The organism is Ectobacillus antri (assembly GCF_003852715.1).
Classification (GTDB): domain Bacteria; phylum Bacillota; class Bacilli; order Bacillales; family Bacillaceae_G; genus Ectobacillus; species Ectobacillus antri.
On sequence record NZ_RIAV01000002.1, the window covers coordinates 83,320 to 102,302 of the forward strand.

At 40.8% G+C, this 18,983-nt stretch carries 19 protein-coding genes and 1 other annotated feature; of the genes, 17 read left to right on the top strand and 2 right to left on the bottom strand.

Translation table 11 applies throughout. The annotated features are described in order from the left end of the window. Window positions 1–75: 75 nt before the first annotated feature. Window positions 76–843: a tRNA threonylcarbamoyladenosine dehydratase gene (locus tag EEJ45_RS02840; RefSeq protein WP_124563281.1), complete on the top strand. Its 768-nt coding sequence runs from the start codon at window positions 76–78 to the stop codon at window positions 841–843. 180 nt (window positions 844–1,023) lie between these two features. Here EEJ45_RS02840 and EEJ45_RS02845 read toward each other — a convergent pair whose 3' ends face one another. Together EEJ45_RS02845 and EEJ45_RS02850 are read right to left on the bottom strand one after the other, a co-directional pair. Further along, window positions 1,024–1,656, bottom strand: a complete 633-nt coding sequence (locus EEJ45_RS02845; protein WP_124563282.1) for an RsfA family transcriptional regulator — start codon at window positions 1,654–1,656, stop codon at window positions 1,024–1,026. 54 nt (window positions 1,657–1,710) lie between these two features. Continuing rightward, a complete protein-coding gene (locus EEJ45_RS02850) occupies window positions 1,711–2,979 on the bottom strand; it encodes a replication-associated recombination protein A (RefSeq protein ID WP_124563283.1) in 1,269 nt (422 codons plus the stop codon). Between the two features lie 129 nt (window positions 2,980–3,108). Between EEJ45_RS02850 and cymR the strand changes: the two genes are divergently transcribed. The 16 genes from cymR (at window position 3,109) to EEJ45_RS02930 (ending at window position 18,981) form a co-directional block, all read left to right on the top strand. Beyond that, a complete protein-coding gene (gene cymR, locus EEJ45_RS02855) occupies window positions 3,109–3,525 on the top strand; it encodes a cysteine metabolism transcriptional regulator CymR (RefSeq protein ID WP_124563284.1) in 417 nt (138 codons plus the stop codon). A 16-nt stretch (window positions 3,526–3,541) separates the two neighbouring features. After that, entirely contained in the window at window positions 3,542–4,684 is a 1,143-nt protein-coding gene (locus EEJ45_RS02860; protein ID WP_124563285.1) for a cysteine desulfurase family protein, read from the top strand. Window positions 4,685–4,702: 18 nt separating this feature from the next. Beyond that, entirely contained in the window at window positions 4,703–5,815 is a 1,113-nt protein-coding gene (mnmA, locus tag EEJ45_RS02865) for a tRNA 2-thiouridine(34) synthase MnmA (RefSeq protein ID WP_124563286.1), read from the top strand. A 76-nt stretch (window positions 5,816–5,891) separates the two neighbouring features. Next, window positions 5,892–6,542: a tetratricopeptide repeat protein gene (locus EEJ45_RS02870; protein WP_124563287.1), complete on the top strand. Its 651-nt coding sequence runs from the start codon at window positions 5,892–5,894 to the stop codon at window positions 6,540–6,542. Between the two features lie 19 nt (window positions 6,543–6,561). Continuing rightward, entirely contained in the window at window positions 6,562–8,871 is a 2,310-nt protein-coding gene (gene recD2, locus EEJ45_RS02875; protein WP_245999816.1) for an SF1B family DNA helicase RecD2, read from the top strand. 110 nt (window positions 8,872–8,981) lie between these two features. Then, window positions 8,982–9,173, top strand: a complete 192-nt coding sequence (locus EEJ45_RS02880) for a hypothetical protein (RefSeq protein WP_124563288.1) — start codon at window positions 8,982–8,984, stop codon at window positions 9,171–9,173. Between the two features lie 12 nt (window positions 9,174–9,185). Then, window positions 9,186–9,314 carry a DUF3918 family protein gene (locus EEJ45_RS02885; RefSeq protein ID WP_124563289.1) on the top strand — a complete coding sequence of 43 codons (129 nt, stop codon included), beginning with the start codon at window positions 9,186–9,188 and terminating at the stop codon, window positions 9,312–9,314. A 281-nt stretch (window positions 9,315–9,595) separates the two neighbouring features. Next, entirely contained in the window at window positions 9,596–10,657 is a 1,062-nt protein-coding gene (locus tag EEJ45_RS02890) for an AI-2E family transporter (RefSeq protein WP_124563290.1), read from the top strand. A 37-nt stretch (window positions 10,658–10,694) separates the two neighbouring features. Next, window positions 10,695–10,899: a binding site (T-box leader), on the top strand. Window positions 10,900–10,947: 48 nt separating this feature from the next. Then, window positions 10,948–13,587 (top strand): alanine--tRNA ligase, encoded by a 2,640-nt coding sequence (gene alaS, locus EEJ45_RS02895; protein WP_124563291.1) that lies wholly within the window; start codon window positions 10,948–10,950, stop codon window positions 13,585–13,587. A gap of 67 nt (window positions 13,588–13,654) precedes the next feature. Next, window positions 13,655–13,921, top strand: a complete 267-nt coding sequence (locus tag EEJ45_RS02900; RefSeq protein WP_124563292.1) for an IreB family regulatory phosphoprotein — start codon at window positions 13,655–13,657, stop codon at window positions 13,919–13,921. 2 nt (window positions 13,922–13,923) lie between these two features. Further along, complete coding sequence (gene ruvX, locus EEJ45_RS02905; protein WP_124563293.1) at window positions 13,924–14,340, top strand: Holliday junction resolvase RuvX; 417 nt, start codon at window positions 13,924–13,926, stop codon at window positions 14,338–14,340. Between the two features lie 33 nt (window positions 14,341–14,373). Continuing rightward, window positions 14,374–14,655, top strand: coding sequence for a DUF1292 domain-containing protein (locus EEJ45_RS02910; protein WP_124563540.1), 282 nt, complete (start codon window positions 14,374–14,376; stop codon window positions 14,653–14,655). Between the two features lie 202 nt (window positions 14,656–14,857). Further along, the gene (gene mltG, locus EEJ45_RS02915) at window positions 14,858–15,934 is read left to right on the top strand and encodes an endolytic transglycosylase MltG (protein ID WP_124563541.1); all 1,077 of its coding nucleotides are present in this window, start codon (window positions 14,858–14,860) and stop codon (window positions 15,932–15,934) included. Between the two features lie 186 nt (window positions 15,935–16,120). Then, a complete protein-coding gene (locus EEJ45_RS02920; protein ID WP_124563294.1) occupies window positions 16,121–16,762 on the top strand; it encodes an O-methyltransferase in 642 nt (213 codons plus the stop codon). Beyond that, a complete protein-coding gene (locus EEJ45_RS02925) occupies window positions 16,759–17,688 on the top strand; it encodes a peptidase U32 family protein (protein ID WP_124563295.1) in 930 nt (309 codons plus the stop codon). The genes EEJ45_RS02920 and EEJ45_RS02925 overlap by 4 nt, the downstream gene beginning before the upstream one ends. Before the next feature lie 12 nt (window positions 17,689–17,700). Continuing rightward, window positions 17,701–18,981, top strand: coding sequence for a peptidase U32 family protein (locus EEJ45_RS02930; protein ID WP_124563296.1), 1,281 nt, complete (start codon window positions 17,701–17,703; stop codon window positions 18,979–18,981). Window positions 18,982–18,983 lie beyond the last annotated feature (2 nt).

An 18,983-nucleotide genomic window follows, 5' to 3' on the forward strand; every position in this document is an offset into this window, starting at 1 on the left:
AATTTTTTCTATACAAATAGTAGGAAAAGAAGGTAGAATACAAATTGGACTAATTTGCAGTAGGAGAGTGAAAGCATGCTACATCAATTTTCACGTAATGAGTTAGCCTTCGGTAAGGAAGGTCTTGAAATATTGAAAAATAGTACAGTCGGTGTACTTGGCATTGGCGGTGTTGGTTCTTTCTCCGCAGAGTCGTTGGCGCGCTCTGGTGTAGGAAGACTGGTGCTTGTTGATAAAGATGTGGTAGATATTACTAACATAAATCGTCAGGTACATGCACTTATGTCGACGGTTGGGCAATCTAAAGTTGAACTTATGAAACAACGCATTCTTGATATTAATCCAGATTGTGAAGTCATTGCACTTCAAATGTTTTATACAGAAGAAACATATGAGCAATTCTTTTCTTATGGTCTTGATTTTGTTATTGATGCATCGGATACCATCTCTTACAAAATTCATTTGATTAAGGAATGCTTGCACCGTAAAATCCCAATTATTTCGAGTATGGGTGCTGCGAATAAAATGGATCCAACCCGCTTTAAAATTGCAGACATTTCTAAAACACACACTGATCCAATTGCAAAAGTTGTGCGTACACGGCTTCGTAAAGAAGGGATTAAAAAAGGTGTTAAGGTTGTGTTCTCAGACGAAAGTCCAATTGTAATTCGTGAGGAAATTCGCAAAGAAATTGTACCAGATGAAAATGCAAAGATTCGCAAAGCAAAGCTTCCGCCTTCCTCCAATGCTTTCGTTCCATCTGTTGCTGGACTCATTATGACAAGCTATGTTGTCCGTCAACTACTGAAGAATATAAAAGTGAATCGAGTAGGGCAGGATTGATAAAAAACCTTCCGATCGGAAGGTTTTTTATCATATATACGTGTAACTAACATAACAGCCGTGGAAAAGTAAAAACGACTTACTTTATGCACCTAGTAGGATCAGGCACGAGGCGCTCTTAGGTCTGATTACAACTGCACATTGCTCATTCTTCTTTCTCACCTAGAAAATATCTTTTACTCACTGTGAAATAATCTCTAAGTTCCCGTTTTTATCCATTTTGAAGATTGGTGCAATTCGCTCTTCCATTTCATCAAATAACACCATTTTACGAGCGCGATCCATAATTCGAACGAGATTTTGATAGTCTTCTTGAATTGTTCCTTGTTCACTTTGCAACTGTTCTAGCTTTCTTTGTAGATTCTGTTGTTTTTTTCGCAAAGCTTCATTTTCACAGCGAAGTACATCGTTTTCTGTTTGCAGTCTAATAATATCTTTTGTATCTGGCTGAAATTGCTGCAAAAAGTGGATTACATCCTGCATACAAAGAGAAGAGACATGTGGTTCTTCTGAAAATTCAGCTTCAATGGCTTCTGCTCTTAAATGAGGTGTAATAAGCTTCTTTTGCGGCTGCTGTAGCTGTGCTCGTTTTGCCTCCTTACGCTGTTTTTTGGCAAGCTGCACTGCTTCTTCATAACGGCTACGTACCTCGGCATTCCAACGGAAACCACAAGCAGCTGATGTTCGATTTAGTATATCTCCTACTTCATCAAATGCTTTTATTTGTGTACTGCCGCTTCGAATATGCCGCAATACTGTTTCTGCAAGAAGTAAATCATTTTCCGGGGTCCAGGCATCCTGACGCACTTTCATAGCAAGCCTCCCAATGGTTTTTTGCTTATTGTCTCCCATGTGCATCATTTTATACTATTTTTTTGAGTTTTGCAGATTGTGATAAACAGCTGCGAGGGCCTGCTCGAATTTCCCGGTTTGTTTTGGTGTATAGTACTCTTTATTTTTAATTTGATCCGGTAAATATTGCTGCTTTACCCAGCCATTTTCATAATCATGCGGATATAAGTAGCCGATACCGCGCCCCAATGCTTGTGCCCCTTTATAATGTGCATCCTTTAAATGTTTTGGCACGTCACCTGTACGCATTGTACGTAAATCATGAAGTGCTGCATCAATGGCTTGATAAGCCGAGTTAGATTTAGGTGAGAGACAAAGCTCTATAACCGCATTGGCAAGTGGAATACGTGCTTCAGGAAATCCGACGCGCTCTGCTGCTTCAATTGCGGCAAGGGTGCGAGGGCCAGCCTGCGGGCTTGCAAGACCAATATCTTCATAGGCGATCACAAGAAGCCGTCTTGCAATGCTAGTTAAATCACCAGCTTCAATGAGGCGTGCCAAGTAATGAATAGCGGCGTTTACATCACTGCCGCGAATACTTTTTTGAAAAGCGGATAATACATCATAATGAGAGTCGCCGTCTTTGTCATGGACAAAGCTCTTTTTTTGCAAGCATTCTTCAGCAATCTCAAGTGTAATGGTTCTAACGCCATCTACAGGTAACGTAGATAATACCGCGAGCTCAAGCGCATTATAAGCAGAACGGAGATCGCCGCCTGATGCTCTTGCAAAATGTTGTAGCGCGTCTTTAGTCACTTCTGCTTCAAAAGAAGCCAGTCCCTTTTCGTGAGTGCTAAGAGCCCGGGTCAGGCCAATTAAAATATCTGCTTCTGTTAATGCATGTAACTCAAAAATTTGGCAGCGACTCCGAATCGCGGAGTTGATAGAATGAAAAGGATTACTTGTCGTAGCGCCGATCATTGTAAGTAATCCGCTTTCTAAATGCGGAAGTAAAAAATCCTGTTTGCCCTTATCAAGGCGATGTACTTCGTCTAAAATTAAAATAAGATGACGCGACATCTTTGCCTCTTCAACTACAATCTCCATATCCTTCTTGTTATGTGTAACAGCGTTTAAAAGCCGAAACGGCGTGCCGGTACTGCCGGCAATAGCACGGGCAATAGAGGTTTTTCCCGTGCCCGGCGGCCCATATAAAATCATAGATTGCAGGTGCTTAGCCTCCACCATACGGCGGAGAAGCTTGCCTTCTCCAACGAGGTGAGACTGACCAATTATTTCTTCAATTGTTGTTGGTCTCATGCGATGTGCAAGTGGTTGTTTCATACAATCTCTCCTGTGTGTGTTGTGTGTTTATCGTATCATGTTCTCGTTTCAAGATGAAATTTCTTCACATGTGAATTTATGATATAATCTTATAGGCTTACTTAGGTAAGAATGAAAAGAGGTGCTTGGATGAAAATTTCAACAAAAGGCCGCTACGGCTTAACAATTATGATTGATTTGGCAAAGAAGTATGGGGAAGGTCCCATTTCATTAAAATCTATAGCACAGGCACATGAATTGTCTGAGCATTACTTAGAGCAATTGATTTCACCACTGCGAAACGCACGTCTTGTGAAAAGTACACGCGGCGCCTATGGCGGATATGTACTGGCTGATCCGCCTTCCAATATTACAGCTGGAGATGTAATTCGTGTATTAGAAGGACCAATCAGTGTAGTTGAGGGGATTGAAGAAGAACGTCCTGCACAAAGACAGCTTTGGACGCGTATTCGCGATGCGGTACAAGAAGTACTAGATAGCACGACACTTGAAGACTTAGTGAAGTATGATGAAGAGCACGGACATGGATATATGTTTTATATTTAAGAAAGGAGCTGTATGAATGGAGCGTATATATTTAGACCATGCAGCTACATCTCCTACGCACCCACAGGTTGTGGAACATATGATTCCGTACATGATGGAGATGTTCGGTAATCCTTCGAGTATCCACTTTTACGGCAGACAAGCGCGACATGCGGTTGATGAAGCAAGACGGGCTTGTGCAAGCAGTATTGGTGCGACGCCCAATGAAATTATTTTCACAAGCGGTGGTACAGAGGCCGATAATTTAGCACTATTAGGTGTTGCTCGTGCGAACAAAGCGCGAGGCAACCATATTATTACAACAGCAATTGAACACCATGCTATTTTAAATACATGTAAAATGCTTGAACATGAGGGGTTTGAGATAACGTATTTGCCGGTTGATGAAACTGGACGTGTGAATGTGCAAGACGTACAAGAGGCATTGACAGAAAAAACGATTTTAGTCTCAATTATGTATGGTAATAATGAAGTAGGTACAGTACAGCCAATAGAAGAAATTGGTGCGTTGCTTCGGGAACATAGAGCATATTTTCATACGGATGCTGTACAAGCATATGGTATAGTGGAGATTGATGTAAAGAAGTTAGGAATTGATCTACTGTCCGTTTCTTCTCATAAAATTAACGGTCCTAAAGGTGTAGGCTTTTTGTATGCAGCTAAACATGTCGCATTTGCTCCTCTATTAATTGGAGGCGAGCAAGAGCGTAAGAGAAGAGCAGGCACAGAAAATGTGCCTGGTATTGTTGGATTTCATCAAGCGATTTTGCTTGCAGAAGCAGCACGTGAGCAAAAAAATCAACAATACCGATTATTTAAGGATATAATGATATCTGTCTTCGTAAATGAAGGCATAGAATTTGAGGTCAACGGAGGAGAAAACAGCTTGTCACACGTATTCAATGTGAGCTTTACAGGCATGCATATTGAGTCGTTTCTTGTAAATATGGATTTAGCGGGAATTGCTGTATCGAGCGGTTCAGCCTGTACAGCTGGTTCCATTGATCCATCACATGTTCTTGTGGCGATGTTTGGAAAATCCTCTGATAAAATACGTTCATCCGTACGATTTAGCTTTGGTCTTGGCAATACAAAAGAGCAGGTCGAAAAAGCAGCGTACGAAACTGTGAAAATCGTGAAGCGATTAGCACAAAATTAATAAACGGAGGTGAAGAAGATGAACAAACAACCTCATGAAACACGCGTTGTAATTGGCATGTCAGGCGGTGTTGATTCTTCAGTGGCGGCTCTTTTGCTTAAGCAACAAGGTTATGAAGTAATCGGTGTGTTTATGAAAAACTGGGATGACACTGATGAAAATGGATTCTGCACAGCAACAGAAGATTATAACGATGTGATTCAAGTATGTAATCAAATTGGGATCCCTTATTATGCCGTGAACTTTGAGAAGCAGTATTGGGATAAAGTATTTACGTACTTCTTGGAAGAGTATAAAGCTGGACGTACACCAAACCCAGATGTGATGTGCAATAAAGAAATTAAATTTAAAGCGTTTTTGGATCACGCGATGGCACTGGGCGCTGATTATGTAGCTACAGGTCATTATGCACGTGTAGTTTACGAAGACGGCGTATATAAAATGCTGCGAGGCGTTGACGACAACAAAGACCAAACTTATTTCTTAAATCAATTAAATCAAAAGCAATTATCAAAAACAATGTTTCCGCTCGGACACTTAACAAAACCGCAAATTCGTGAAATTGCCAAGGAAGCAAATCTTGCAACGGCAACGAAAAAGGATAGTACGGGCATTTGCTTTATCGGTGAGCGTAACTTTAAAGAATTTTTAAGCAACTATTTACCAGCACAGCCAGGATTGATGCAAACATTGTCCGGTGAAGTAAAAGGCAAGCATGATGGTCTTATGTATTATACAATTGGACAGCGTCATGGTCTTGGTATCGGTGGTGATGGAGATCCGTGGTTTGTTGTTGGTAAAAACCTACAAGACAATATTTTATATGTAGAACAAGGCTTTCATAATGAGCTGCTATACGGTGATGAAGTGGTTGCAGTCGATGTAAGCTGGGTAAATGAGCCAAAAGTATCGGAATTTACATGTACGGCAAAATTCCGTTATCGTCAAGCTGATAACAAGGTGACGGTACAAGTGATGGAAGGTGGAAATGTTCGCATTTTTTGTGATGAGCCAATTCGTGCACTTACACCAGGACAAGCTGTTGTGTTTTACGATGGCGAAGTATGCTTGGGCGGGGGAACGATTGATGAAGTGTTCCGCGCCGGAAATAAGCTTTCCTACTTGGCGTGATTTAGAAACCTCGGACTTTTCATGAGCCGAGGTTTCTTTTATGATGAATATAGAGTCTAATGAAGAGGTGATAAGTATGGCAAAGCTAGAACAAGGCATTGCGATGATGCAGGAAGGAAAATGGGAGCAAGCGGCCCAGCTATTAACAGAAGCGATTCAAGAAGAGCCGAACAATCCGCTCGGTTATGTGAATTTTGCAAATTTGTTGGATGTTCTTGGAGAAGCAGAACGGGCAGTAACCTTTTATAAAAAAGCACTGGAGATAGATGATACGTTAGCAACAGCGTATTACGGCTTAGGCACGATTTGTTATGAACAGGAGCAGTTCGAAGATGCCAAGGTGATGTTTGAAAAGGCCATGAAGTGTGGTTTACAATCTGGAGATGTTTATTTTATGCTCGGATTTACTTATGTAGAGCTCGGTAAGGATTTAATGGCACTGCCGCATTTGCAAAGAGCGATGGAGTTGAATGATAGCGATGCGGAGGCTGCATTTCAGTATGGGCTTTGTTTAGCGCGTTTAGAGCATGTGAAAGAAGCAAAAGCGGTGTTTGAAAAGGTACTGGAATTAGATCCGACACATACAGATGCACTATATAATCTTGGTGTTGCATACGCATTTGAAGAAAACAATGAAAAAGCGCTGGAATTCTTTAAACAGGCTGTTAAGTTGCAACCGGATCATTTTCTTGCGGGCAACGGTATTCGCTTGCTTGAGCAGGACTAACCGCAAAGGGGCGTGAAGTATGCAGGACACAATGGATTTGTTTAAAGAGGAACACAAATACATAAAAGGCCAAGTCCTTCATACGATTTTTCATAACGAAGACAATTTGTATTCTGTTGTGCGCATGAAGGTGCTAGAAACGAACGAAGTATTCGAAGAAAAAGAAGTTCTGATTACTGGCTATTTTCCGCGCATGCATGAGGAAGAAATATTCACACTAAACGGTGTATTTAAAGACCATCATCGTTATGGCATGCAGTATCATGTAGAAATGTTTAAAAAAGAACTTCCGCAAACAAAGAATGGAATTGTCCAGTATTTATCTAGTGATTTATTTAAAGGCATCGGTAAAAAAACGGCTGAACGCATTGTAGAAAAACTCGGCTCACAAGCAATTTCTAAAATCTTGGACGATGCATCAGTGTTAGACGGCATTGTGAAGAAGGATAAAGCACAGGAGCTTTATCAAACAATTCTTGAGCATCAAGGGCTTGAAAAAGTAATGAGTTTTTTGGGCGGTTATGGTTTTGGCACCAAACTAACAATTAAAATTTATCAGAAGTATAAAGAGCAAACATTAGAAATCATCCGCAGCAATCCATATCAGCTGATTGAAGATGTTGAAGGTATTGGCTTTGGACGTGCTGATGAAATTGGAAAAGCCTTTGGGATATCAGGTAACCATCCCGATCGAATTCGAGCGGGGTGCTTATTTACTTTAGAAAATGTATCCTTGCAGGAAGGACATGTATACATTACAAAAGAGCAACTAATCAGACGAACAATAGAACTGCTAAATCATCATGAACATACTGTTTCAGAGGCTGATATTACGCAATGTTTGGAACTTTTACAAGGAGAAGACAAACTCATTATTGAGCAAGATAGGGCATATCTATCATCGCTATATTATGCAGAGCAAGGACTTGTTACTTCGTTATTTCGGCTAATGGGAAAGGGAGAACTAGAATCTTTTTCGGAAGCTGATTTTCTTATGACGCTCGGCTCGATTGAAGACAAGCTTGGTGTGCAGTATGCATCGCGACAAAGGGAAGGGGTACAAACAGCGCTTACGCATCCTGTGATGATTTTAACGGGTGGACCGGGTACAGGCAAAACAACAGTAATTAACGGTATCGTTGAAATGTACGCCGCGATGAATGGTTTGTCTTTAGATGCAAAAGATTATAACGAAAAAAATCCGTTTCCTATTTTGCTTACAGCTCCGACAGGTCGCGCGGCAAAGCGCATGAGTGAAGCGACAGGATTGCCTGCAGGTACAATTCATCGCTTGCTTGGATGGACGCCGGAAGGATCTTTTCAGCGTAATGAGCATGAACCAGTAGCTGGAAAGCTGCTTATCATTGATGAATTTTCCATGGTGGATATATGGCTTGCAAATCAGTTGTTTAAATCATTGCCTTCTGATATGCAGGTTATTATTGTTGGGGATGAAGATCAATTGCCTTCTGTAGGACCTGGTCAAGTGCTAAAGGATTTGCTAGCAGCGGAAATTATTCCAACGGTACGACTCACGGAGATATACAGACAAGCGGAAGGGTCATCCGTGATTCAGCTTGCTCATACCATTAAAGGTGGGAAAGTACCGGAAGATATTGCTGTGCAAAAAAGCGATCGTTCTTTTATTATGTGCAGTGGCGGCCAAATTGTTGATGTGGTTAAGAAAGTATGTGAGAATGCACAAACAAAAGGATTTACAGCAAAAGACATACAAGTGCTCGCGCCGATGTATCGTGGTCCGGCAGGTATTAATATGCTGAATCAGGCACTTCAGGAAGTGTTTAATCCAGCTCGTGAGAAAAGACGAGAAATTATCTTTGGTGAGGTAGTATATCGTGTTGGGGATAAAGTACTCCAACTTGTCAATCAGCCGGAAAGTCAAGTATTTAACGGCGATATCGGTGAAATCGTATCTATCTTTTATGCAAAAGAAAATGTAGAGCAACAGGATATGCTTGTCGTGTCCTTTGACGGTATTGAGGTAACGTATACGAAGTCGGATTTTAACCAAATTACACATGCGTATTGCTGCTCCATCCATAAGTCACAAGGAAGTGAGTTTCCAATCGTTATTTTGCCGGTTGTAAAAAGCTATTACCGTATGTTACGTCGCAACCTTCTTTATACAGCAATTACTCGCAGTAAGAAATTTTTAATTTTATGCGGTGAACCGGATGCTTTTCAATCTGGCATTAATCGAATGGATGATGCGGTGCGGCAAACGACGCTATGCGAGAGGTTAAAAGAACGGACTGTGTTGAAGGAAGAAGATGACGTGGAAGAACTTTCTCCTTATGATTTTTTATAAAATAGCATAAGTTATAAAAGGACAGTGAAGAAATTTCTTAGTCCTTGTTTAAACTCTTTCAGTTTAGACGATACTGGCGTAATAGAAAAAGGTACGGGAGTGATTACGCCTTGTTAATATGTCCAAACTGTAAAGGAAAGGATATCGGTAAAATTGGCGTGAACCAATTTTATTGCTGGACTTGTTATATTGAGCTGTCTGTGACAAAGGGGAAAATTTTTACACATCAAGTTGAAGAGGATGGTTCATTAAGTTCGCTTGATGATTTGTTTGATGATGATGAAAGAACAATCAGCATGTAAGGAGTGACACGCATGAACATGAAATCTTCACTGTTGGCATTTAGTTTAGGTGCCGCGGCTTATCATTACGCACGCAAAAATAATATGCTTTCTTATAAAAGCATGAAAAAAGCGAAGAAAATGATGAAATCCTATTTGTAAAAAACAGTACGGTTTACCGTACTGTTTTTTATTGTATTGGCTCTGTTAAAGTTCTTTGTTAATGTCGGTTACGGGTGTTCTCTTTTCGTGGGCAGTCATGGAGCCTCCTCGGTGCTAGACACCTGCGAGGTCTCCCTTTAACTCACTTTTCTCGCAGGCGTCTCACCTCTAATGAACAACGATCAATTATCAACCTCTTACTTTAACACAGACCTTGTATGTAATGAATTTGCATAAAGAGCCCATATGTTTCTCAAACTAGAGAAACGGAGGGATGTGCGGTGAAAAATATTAAGCTGATTTGGATTTACCGTTTGGCCCTGCTTTTGCTGTTATTTTTATGCTTGCTTGTATTTTGGAAGCTAAGGCCAATGTGGCTTCCTATTTTACAATTAATGAAATTGGTGATGGTTCCGTTTTTAACAGCTTATTTTATCGCTTACTTATTGCATCCACTTGTGGAGAAGCTTCATAAGAGAGGAATGCCGCGGGTTCTTGCTATTGTACTCATATACCTTTTGTTTTTTGGAGGGGTAGGCTATGGAATATATAAAGGTGTTCCGGCAGCGATCTCTCAATTAAAGGACATGAACCGCAATTTCCCGCAATTTATCGATATGTATGAAAGCTGGACAAAACAAGTAGAAACAAGAACAGCTAATTTTCCAGAATTTGTTACAGATAAGCTAAGAGAGGCGTTTCTTGGAGTTGAAGCTAAGCTTCAATCTTTTTTGGATCGGATGATGAGTACAGCACAGGGAATATTAGATTCTCTGTTAATTATTGTACTTATTCCATTCATCGTATTCTACTTGCTTAAAGACTACGATCGCATGTATCACTTTTTTTGGCGGTGTGTACCGGGGAAGTGGTGTGTAGAGGGAAAGAAGCTTGTAGATGACATTGATAAATCATTGGGAAACTATATTCGTGGTCAGCTATTTGTATGTGCTGTATTGGCTGGAGTTGCTGCATTTGCATTTTGGATTATTGGATTAAAATATCCCTTGTTACTTGGAATTTTGATAGGTGTTACAGATATTATTCCGTACTTTGGTCCTATTTTAGGAGCGATTCCAACTCTTATTGTTGCCGCCACCGTATCGGTGAACATGGTAATTAAAGCCGGGGTGGCGCTTGCTATTTTGCAGTTCTTAGAAAGTAATATATTATCGCCATATATCGTGGGCAAATCGCTTCGGATGCATCCTGTTGTGATTATGTTTGCTTTATTAGTAGGCGGTGAGATTGCCGGCCTGCCTGGCTTGCTGCTTGCGGTGCCGGTACTTGCGGTATTACGCACTATTATTATTCATTCTAAAACCCTGCTGGCAAGGCGTTGACAACGCTATAAATTGTAGGCTATAATTCGCTTGAATACATAAATCTATGACGGATCGAGTACGTCACAGCCCATTTTCCAGAGAGAGGTCCCTTAGGCTGAAAGGACTTTCAGATGAAGAGTGACGGAACGCTAATCCTGAGAGCAGCTAACACCTGCCGTCTTGCCACGTTACGGCAACTTGAGGTGATGGACTCCGGTCCATAATCAGGGTGGTAACGCGAGTATACTCTCGTCCCTGCTATGGGGGCGGGAGTTTTTTATTTGTTAAAAAATAAGGAGGAAGTATACATGAAGAAGTTAAAAGCAGCAGAAATTCGTCAAATGTTTTTAGATTTTTTTCAAGAAAAAGGACATGCTGTAGAGCCGAGCGCGTCTCTTATTCCACATGAAGATCCGTCTCTACTATGGATTAACAGCGGCGTGGCAACATTGAAAAAGTACTTTGACGGTCGTGTAATTCCAGCAAATCCGCGCATCACAAATGCGCAAAAATCCATTCGTACAAATGACATTGAAAACGTTGGAAAAACAGCACGTCATCATACATTCTTTGAAATGATGGGAAACTTCTCGATTGGTGATTATTTTAAAGAAGAGGCTATTACATGGGCTTGGGAATTTTTAACAAGTGAAAAATGGATTGGTTTTGATAAAGAAAAGCTTTCTGTTACGATTCATCCGGAAGATGACGAAGCATTCCAAATTTGGAATGAAAAAATTGGTGTACCAAAAGAGCGCATCGTTCGTTTAGAAGAAAATTTCTGGGATATCGGCGAAGGTCCAAGTGGTCCAAATACCGAGATTTTCTATGATCGTGGTGAAGCCTATGGTAACGATCCGTCTGATCCAGAGTTATATCCAGGTGGTGAAAACGAGCGTTATCTTGAAGTATGGAACTTAGTATTCTCCCAATTCAATCATAATCCAGACGGTACATATACGCCGCTTCCAAAGAAAAACATTGATACAGGAATGGGTCTTGAGCGTATGGCTTCGGTTGTGCAAGATGTACCAACAAACTTTGATACAGATTTGTTTATGCCAATCATTGGTGCGACAGAATCAATTTCTGGTGAGAAGTACCGCGATGGCGATGTAGATAAAGACACAGCATTTAAAGTAATTGCTGACCATATTCGTACGGTAACGTTTGCGGTTGGAGACGGAGCGCTACCTTCTAATGAAGGTCGTGGTTATGTACTGCGTCGTTTATTGCGCCGTGCAGTACGATATGCAAAGAAATTAAATATGAATCGTCCTTTCATGTATGAGCTAGTACCGGTTGTTGGAGAGATTATGCAAGACTTCTATCCGGAAGTGAAAGAAAAGACGGAATTCATTCAGCGCGTTGTTAAAAATGAGGAGGAGCGCTTCCACGAAACACTTCACGAAGGAGAAGCAATTTTGGCGCAAGTCATTGAAAAGGCAAAAGCAACAGGTAGTACAGTTCTTTCCGGTGCAGATGCGTTCCGCTTGTATGACACATACGGCTTCCCTATTGAGTTAACGGATGAGTATGCGGAAGAAGCGGGTATGACAGTAGATCACAGTGGCTTTGAAGCAGAGATGGAACAGCAGCGCGAGCGCGCAAGAGCAGCTCGTCAAGATGTAGATTCCATGCAAGTACAAGGCGGTATTCTCGGTGAAATTAAAGTGGAGAGCCAATTCGTAGGATATAATGAATTGCAGGCAACAAGCACAGTTGTAGCATTGCTACAAAACGGCGAGTACGCACAAGTTGTAAATGCGGGTGAAGAGGCACAACTCATTTTGGATGTCACACCGTTTTATGCAGAGAGCGGCGGTCAAATTGCAGACGAAGGTCAATTAATTGCTGAGGGTGTTAAGGTTGCAGTGAAGGACGTACAAAAAGCGCCAAACGGGCAAAACCTGCACAAAGTGGTTGTACTAGAAGGTACATTACAAGAAGGTGCAACACTAACAGCTGTGGTTGATGCTCCAAATCGTGCAAGCGTAATTAAGAACCATACAGCAACTCATATCTTACATCAGGCGTTAAAAGATGTACTAGGTACACATGTTAATCAAGCAGGTTCCCTTGTAACATCTGAGCGCTTACGCTTTGACTTCTCTCACTTTGGTCAAGTGACAGCAGAAGAGCTTGAGAAAATTGAACGTATTGTAAATGAAAAGATTTGGGACAGTATCCCGGTTGCTATTTCTCAAAAGCCAATTGAAGAAGCCAAAGCGATGGGCGCAATGGCGTTGTTTGGTGAAAAATACGGAGATGTCGTTCGCGTTGTACAAGTTGGAGGCTACAGCTTAGAGCTTTGCGGTGGCTGTCATGTTGATAATACATCGTCTATTGGCATCTTTAAAATTGTATCTGAATCAGGTATTGGCGCAGGTACGCGTCGTATTGAGGCAGTAACAGGCAAGGCTGCTTATGAAATGATGAACAGTCAAGTTTCGCTACTGAAAGAAACAGCAAGCAAGTTGAAAACGAACACGAAAGATATTTTAACAAGAGTAGACGGCTTGTTTGCGGAAGTAAAACAACTGCAAAAAGAAAACGAGTCTTTGGCAGCGAAGCTAAGCAACATTGAAGCAGGTAACTTAACAGATCAAGTACAAGTAGTTGATGGCGTAAGTGTTCTTGCAAGCAGGGTGAACGTCGCGGACGTAAATAACTTGCGTACGATGATGGACGATTTGAAAAATAAAATCGGTTCCGGCGTTATTTTACTTGCGGCTGTTAACGAAGGAAAAGTAAACTTGCTTGCGGGTGTTACAAAGGATCTTACGGGCAAATTCCATGCAGGGAACCTTGTAAAAGGCGCAGCTTCTATTTGCGGCGGCGGCGGTGGTGGTCGTCCGGACATGGCACAAGCGGGCGGAAAAGACCCTAATAAAGTAGATGAAGCGATTTCATATGCAACCGAGTATGTTAAATCTGTTTTAAATTAAGACTAGTTTGGTGTACAATGATAGGGAGAGAAATCTCCCTATCCCTATTTAAAGCGAGGTGCTTACTATGGACCAGTTCGATAAAACGATGAAGTTTACGTTTCAAGAAGAAAAGCAAAGTGTCCAAGTGAATGAAGTATTATTTACGGTGTATGATGCACTTCAAGAAAAAGGTTATAATCCCATCAATCAAATTGTGGGTTATTTATTGAGCGGCGACCCTGCGTACATACCTCGTCATAAAGACGCACGTAACAATATCCGTAAGCTTGAACGTGATGAACTAATTGAAGAATTGGTAAAGTCGTATTTAAAGCATCATCGTGAGGACTAAGCATGCGCATACTTGGTTTAGATGTCGGCACGAAAACGGTCGGCGTTGCGGTTAGTGATGAAATGGGCTGGACGGCTCAAGGTATTGAAACGATTAAAATCAATCAAGAGCGTAATGAATTTGGATTTAATCGTATTGCGGAGTTAGTAAAACAGTACAATGTGGATAAGATAGTGGTAGGGTTGCCGAAAAATATGAACGGCACAATCGGTCCTCGCGGCGAAGCTTGCCAAAAGTTCGCTGAGGATCTGCGCGCATTATTCGGTCTTGAAGTCATCATGTGGGACGAGCGTCTGTCTACTATGGCAGCAGAGAGATTCTTAATTTCTGCAGATGTAAGCCGGAAAAAGCGCAAACAAGTAATTGATAAAATGGCAGCGGTTGTCATTTTACAAGGTTACTTAGACAGCAAACAATAGGAGTGAAGAACAATGACAGACAAGCACGATATCGTGGATGAGAATCAAATTACAATTGTAGATGAAAATGGCAACGAGCATTTATGTGACATCATTACAACATTTGAATCCGATCGCTTCGGTAACAAAATGTATGTCGTGTATTCGCCAATCGGTGAATATGACGAAGATGGTGATCCAATTTACGATGCTGCTATCGTAGAGCCGGATGAGGATGATGAAGAAGGCGGAAGATTGGCTCCAATTGAAAACGAAGAAGAGTGGGAAATGGTGCAAGAACTATTTAACACACTAATGGATGAAGAAGAGCTATAAGAGAGACGGACTGTTACAACAGTCCGTTTTTTTATATGTTATGAAAATACACGGTCTACAATCTAATACTGCTTGAAGTAGGGTTTTCTCGGCTAAAATGGTATAAAAGATAGCTTTATCATTCTTTGGTGTAGAATAATATCGAAAACGGTCGATTGGTTGTAGTATAATAAGACCAATGAAAAGGAGGGCATGGTATTTGATGAGTTGGAACGAGCAAGCAAAAAAGAAAAAGCGAAGAAGAATTGTTGCCATAATTATTGTGTTGCTTATTGCAATCGCAATCGGTGGCTATGGATACATTGCATCTGCCCTAAAGCCGGTGGCTGATACTGCGGAGAAAAAAGAAATTGAAATTCCATCGGGCACTTCAACAGCGGGAATTGGTAAATTGCTTCAGAAAAACGGAATTATTAAAAATGGTACCGTGTTTCAATATTATGTAAAAGCAAATTTCCAAAACGGTTTAAAGGCAGGAAATTATTTATTGAGTCCCTCCATGAGCGTAAAAGAGATTGCGACGATTATTACAAGCGGAAGCGTATATAATCCTGCGCGATATAAAATAACCATTCCAGAAGGCTCACAGCTAAAGGATATTGTTAAAATCATTGCCAATGAATTTAAGCTTAAGGAAGAGGAGGTACTGAGACAGTTAAATGATGGGAATTTTCTGGCGGAACTACAAAAAAACTATCCACAGCTTATAACCGATAAGCTACAAAACCCAGCTATCACGTATAAATTAGAAGGATATTTGTACCCGGCAACATATTCGTACTATAAAAAAGAAAATACGCTACAAGAAATTGTGGCACCGATGCTTGAAAAAACAAATCAATACGTAACGGCAAACAAGCCTGCAATTGAGAAGTTAGGCTTTGATGTGCATCAGTTTCTAACAATGAGCTCGCTAATTGAAGAGGAAGCAACAGCAATGACGGATCGCCGCAAAATCGCAAGTGTTTTTTATAATCGCTTAAAGGCAAACATGCCTTTGCAAACTGATCCAACAGTGTTATATGCGCTTGGCAAACATAAGGATCGTGTTTTGTACAGTGATTTGAAGATAGCGTCACCTTATAACACATACGTCGTAACAGGATTACCGGTAGGTCCTATTGCGAATGCCGGAGAGCCTTCTATGAAAGCCGCTCTTGATCCAGAACAAACAGATTATTATTATTTCTTGGCAGCTTTAAATGGAGAGGTGTTTTTCGCAAAAACATTAGCGGAGCACAATGCATTAAAAGAAAAACACATTACGTCACAGCGTTGATACAAAGAGATGCGCAATAAAAAGTTCGCATCTCTCATTTATATATGGTAAAATATATCGGGTTAAAAACTAGGATATAATCTTTGCATATCGTACATTTGCCTGTATAATTCAGATTGCCCGGAGTAATTGCCGGGCTTCTTTATAGTGTGCAAACGTAATGCTTGATGAAAGGAACTTCTTCATATGGACAAAGTACAAGAATATCTGCTTTCGCTAGTCAAGCAGGACGACGCGTTGCTTCAAGAAATAGAACAATTTGCAGCAGAGCACGGCGTTCCTATTATGGACAAGTTGGGCATGGAATTTATGTTGCAGTTGCTTCGACTGATTCAGCCCAAAGCGATTTTAGAGATTGGCGCGGCGATTGGTTATTCAGCCATTTGTATGGTAAAGGCAACGGATGCGCGCGTAGTTACGATTGAGCGCGACGAAGAACGGTACAATAAAGCTGTATTTTATATAGAAAAAGCGAATTTAACAAATTCTATATCCCTTTTGTTTGGTGACGCACTGGAAACAGGGGAACAAGTGCAAGCATACGGCAAGTTCGATGTTATTTTTATAGATGCTGCAAAAGGTCAATATCAGCGCTTTTTTGAAATGTATGAGCCGCTTCTTGCAGATGACGGTGTTATTCTGACTGATAATGTGTTGTTTCGCGGTCTTGTAGCAGAAGAAACTATTGAAAACAAACGGATGCGAAGTTTAGTGAAAAAGATAAAGAGCTATAATGAATGGTTAATGGCTCACCCTGGGTATCACACGACGATTTTTCCCATTGGCGATGGTGTAGCTGTAAGTAAAAAAAGAGGTGAACACAAATGAAAAAACCTGAACTATTGGTAACACCAACTAAGGTGGAAGATATAGAAGCATTAGCAAAAGCGGGTGCAGATGCAATTATTATTGGTGAACAACAATTTGGACTTCGTTTGGCAGGCGAATTTTCGCGTGAAGACGTGAAGCGTGCTGTAGAAGTAGCGCATGCAAACAATGTCAAAGTATATGTTGCGATGAACGCATTATTTCATAACGAGAAAGTAGAAGCGTTAACAGAGTACGCCGCATTTGTAAAAGAAGCGGGTGCAGATGCAATTGTATTTGGTGATCCTGCTGTGTTGATGGCTGCGCGTGAAGTGGCACCTGATATGAAATTGCACTGGAATACAGAAACAACAGCAACAAATTGGTTTACTTGTAATTATTGGGGCCGTAAAGGCGCAAAGCGTGCTGTGTTGGCGCGTGAGTTAAGCTTTGATGCTATTCTTGAAATTAAAGAGCACGCAGAAGTTGAAATTGAAGTACAAGTGCACGGTATGACATGCATGTTCCAGTCCAAGCGATCTTTAATTGGGAACTATTTTGAATACCAAGGTCGCGAAATGGAAATTGAAAAGAAAAAACTTGAAAAAAATATGTTCTTGTATGACAAAGAGCGAAATAACAAATATCCTGTATTTGAAGATGTGAATGGTACGCATATTATGAGTCCAAATGATATTTGTATCATTGACGAATTAGAAGAACTTATTGATGCAGGCGTGGATTCTTTTAAAATTGACGGTGTGTTAAAAAGCGCTTCTTATATTATTGATGTTACTCAAAAATACAGACAAGCAATCGATTTATGTGTAGAAGATCGTGACGCTTACTATGATGTAAAAGATCGTTTATATAAAGAAATTGAAGAGCTACAACCGGTGAACAGACCGCTGGATACAGGCTTTTTCTATAAGGAAACAGTATATTAAGGAGGCGATAGCATGACAGTTGTACGAGAGATATCAAAAGTTGTAGACGGCAAACGTGTTATTGTGAAAAAGCCGGAATTGTTGGCGCCTGCTGGCAATCTAGAAAAGTTAAAAATTGCTGTTCTCTACGGTGCAGATGCAGTGTTTATTGGGGGCCAAGAGTTTGGTCTGCGTTCTAATGCTGATAATTTCACCCTAGAGGAAATGGCAGAAGGTGTTGCATTTGCGAAGCAATACGGCGCAAAAATATATGTAACAACGAACATTTTTGCACATAATGAAAATATGGACGGCTTGCGCGAGTACTTGCAAGGTATTGAACGTGCTGGTGTAACTGGTATTATTGTTGCAGATCCGCTTATTATTGAAACATGTCGAGAAGCTGCACCTTCTATTGAAATTCACTTGAGCACCCAGCAATCCTTATCCAACTGGAAAGCGGCACAATACTGGAAAGAAGAAGGTTTGCATCGCCTTGTATTAGCACGAGAAACAAGCTATGAAGAAATTAAAGAAATTAAAGAAAAAGTAGATGTTGAAATTGAAGCCTTCATTCATGGTGCGATGTGCATTGCGTATTCTGGTAGATGTACATTAAGTAACCATATGACAGCACGAGATAGTAACCGTGGCGGGTGTTGTCAATCTTGCCGCTGGGACTATGATTTAATTCAAACATTGTCACAAGATAAAAATGCGCCCGAAATAGCGCTGTTTGCTGAAGGTGATGCACCGTTTGCAATGAGCCCGAAGGATTTAACACTTGTAGAGTCTATTCCGAAAATGATTGAAATTGGCGTGGATAGTTTGAAGATTGAAGGGCGCATGAAATCCATTCACTACGTTGCAACAGTGGTAAGTGTATACCGTAAGGTTATCGATGCATACTGTGCAGATCCTGACAACTTTGTATTTAAGCAAGAGTGGATTGCCGAGCTTGATAAGTGCGCAAACCGCGATACAGCATCAGCATTCTTTGAAGGTGTACCGGGCTTTGAAGAGCAAATGTACGGCAAGCACAGCAAAAAGACAACATATGATTTTGTAGGTTTGGTACTGGCTTACGACGAAGAAACAGGCATTGCAACAATTCAGCAACGTAATCACTTCAAACCTGGACAAGAAGTAGAGTTTTTCGGACCGGATATGGATAACTTTACACAAACAGTAGGAACAATTTGGAATGAAGAAGGAACAGAGCTAGATGCAGCAAGACACCCGCTTGAAATTGTAAAGATAAAAGTAGCGAGTCCTGTACGTCCTTATGACATGATGAGAAAAAGATTTCAATAAGA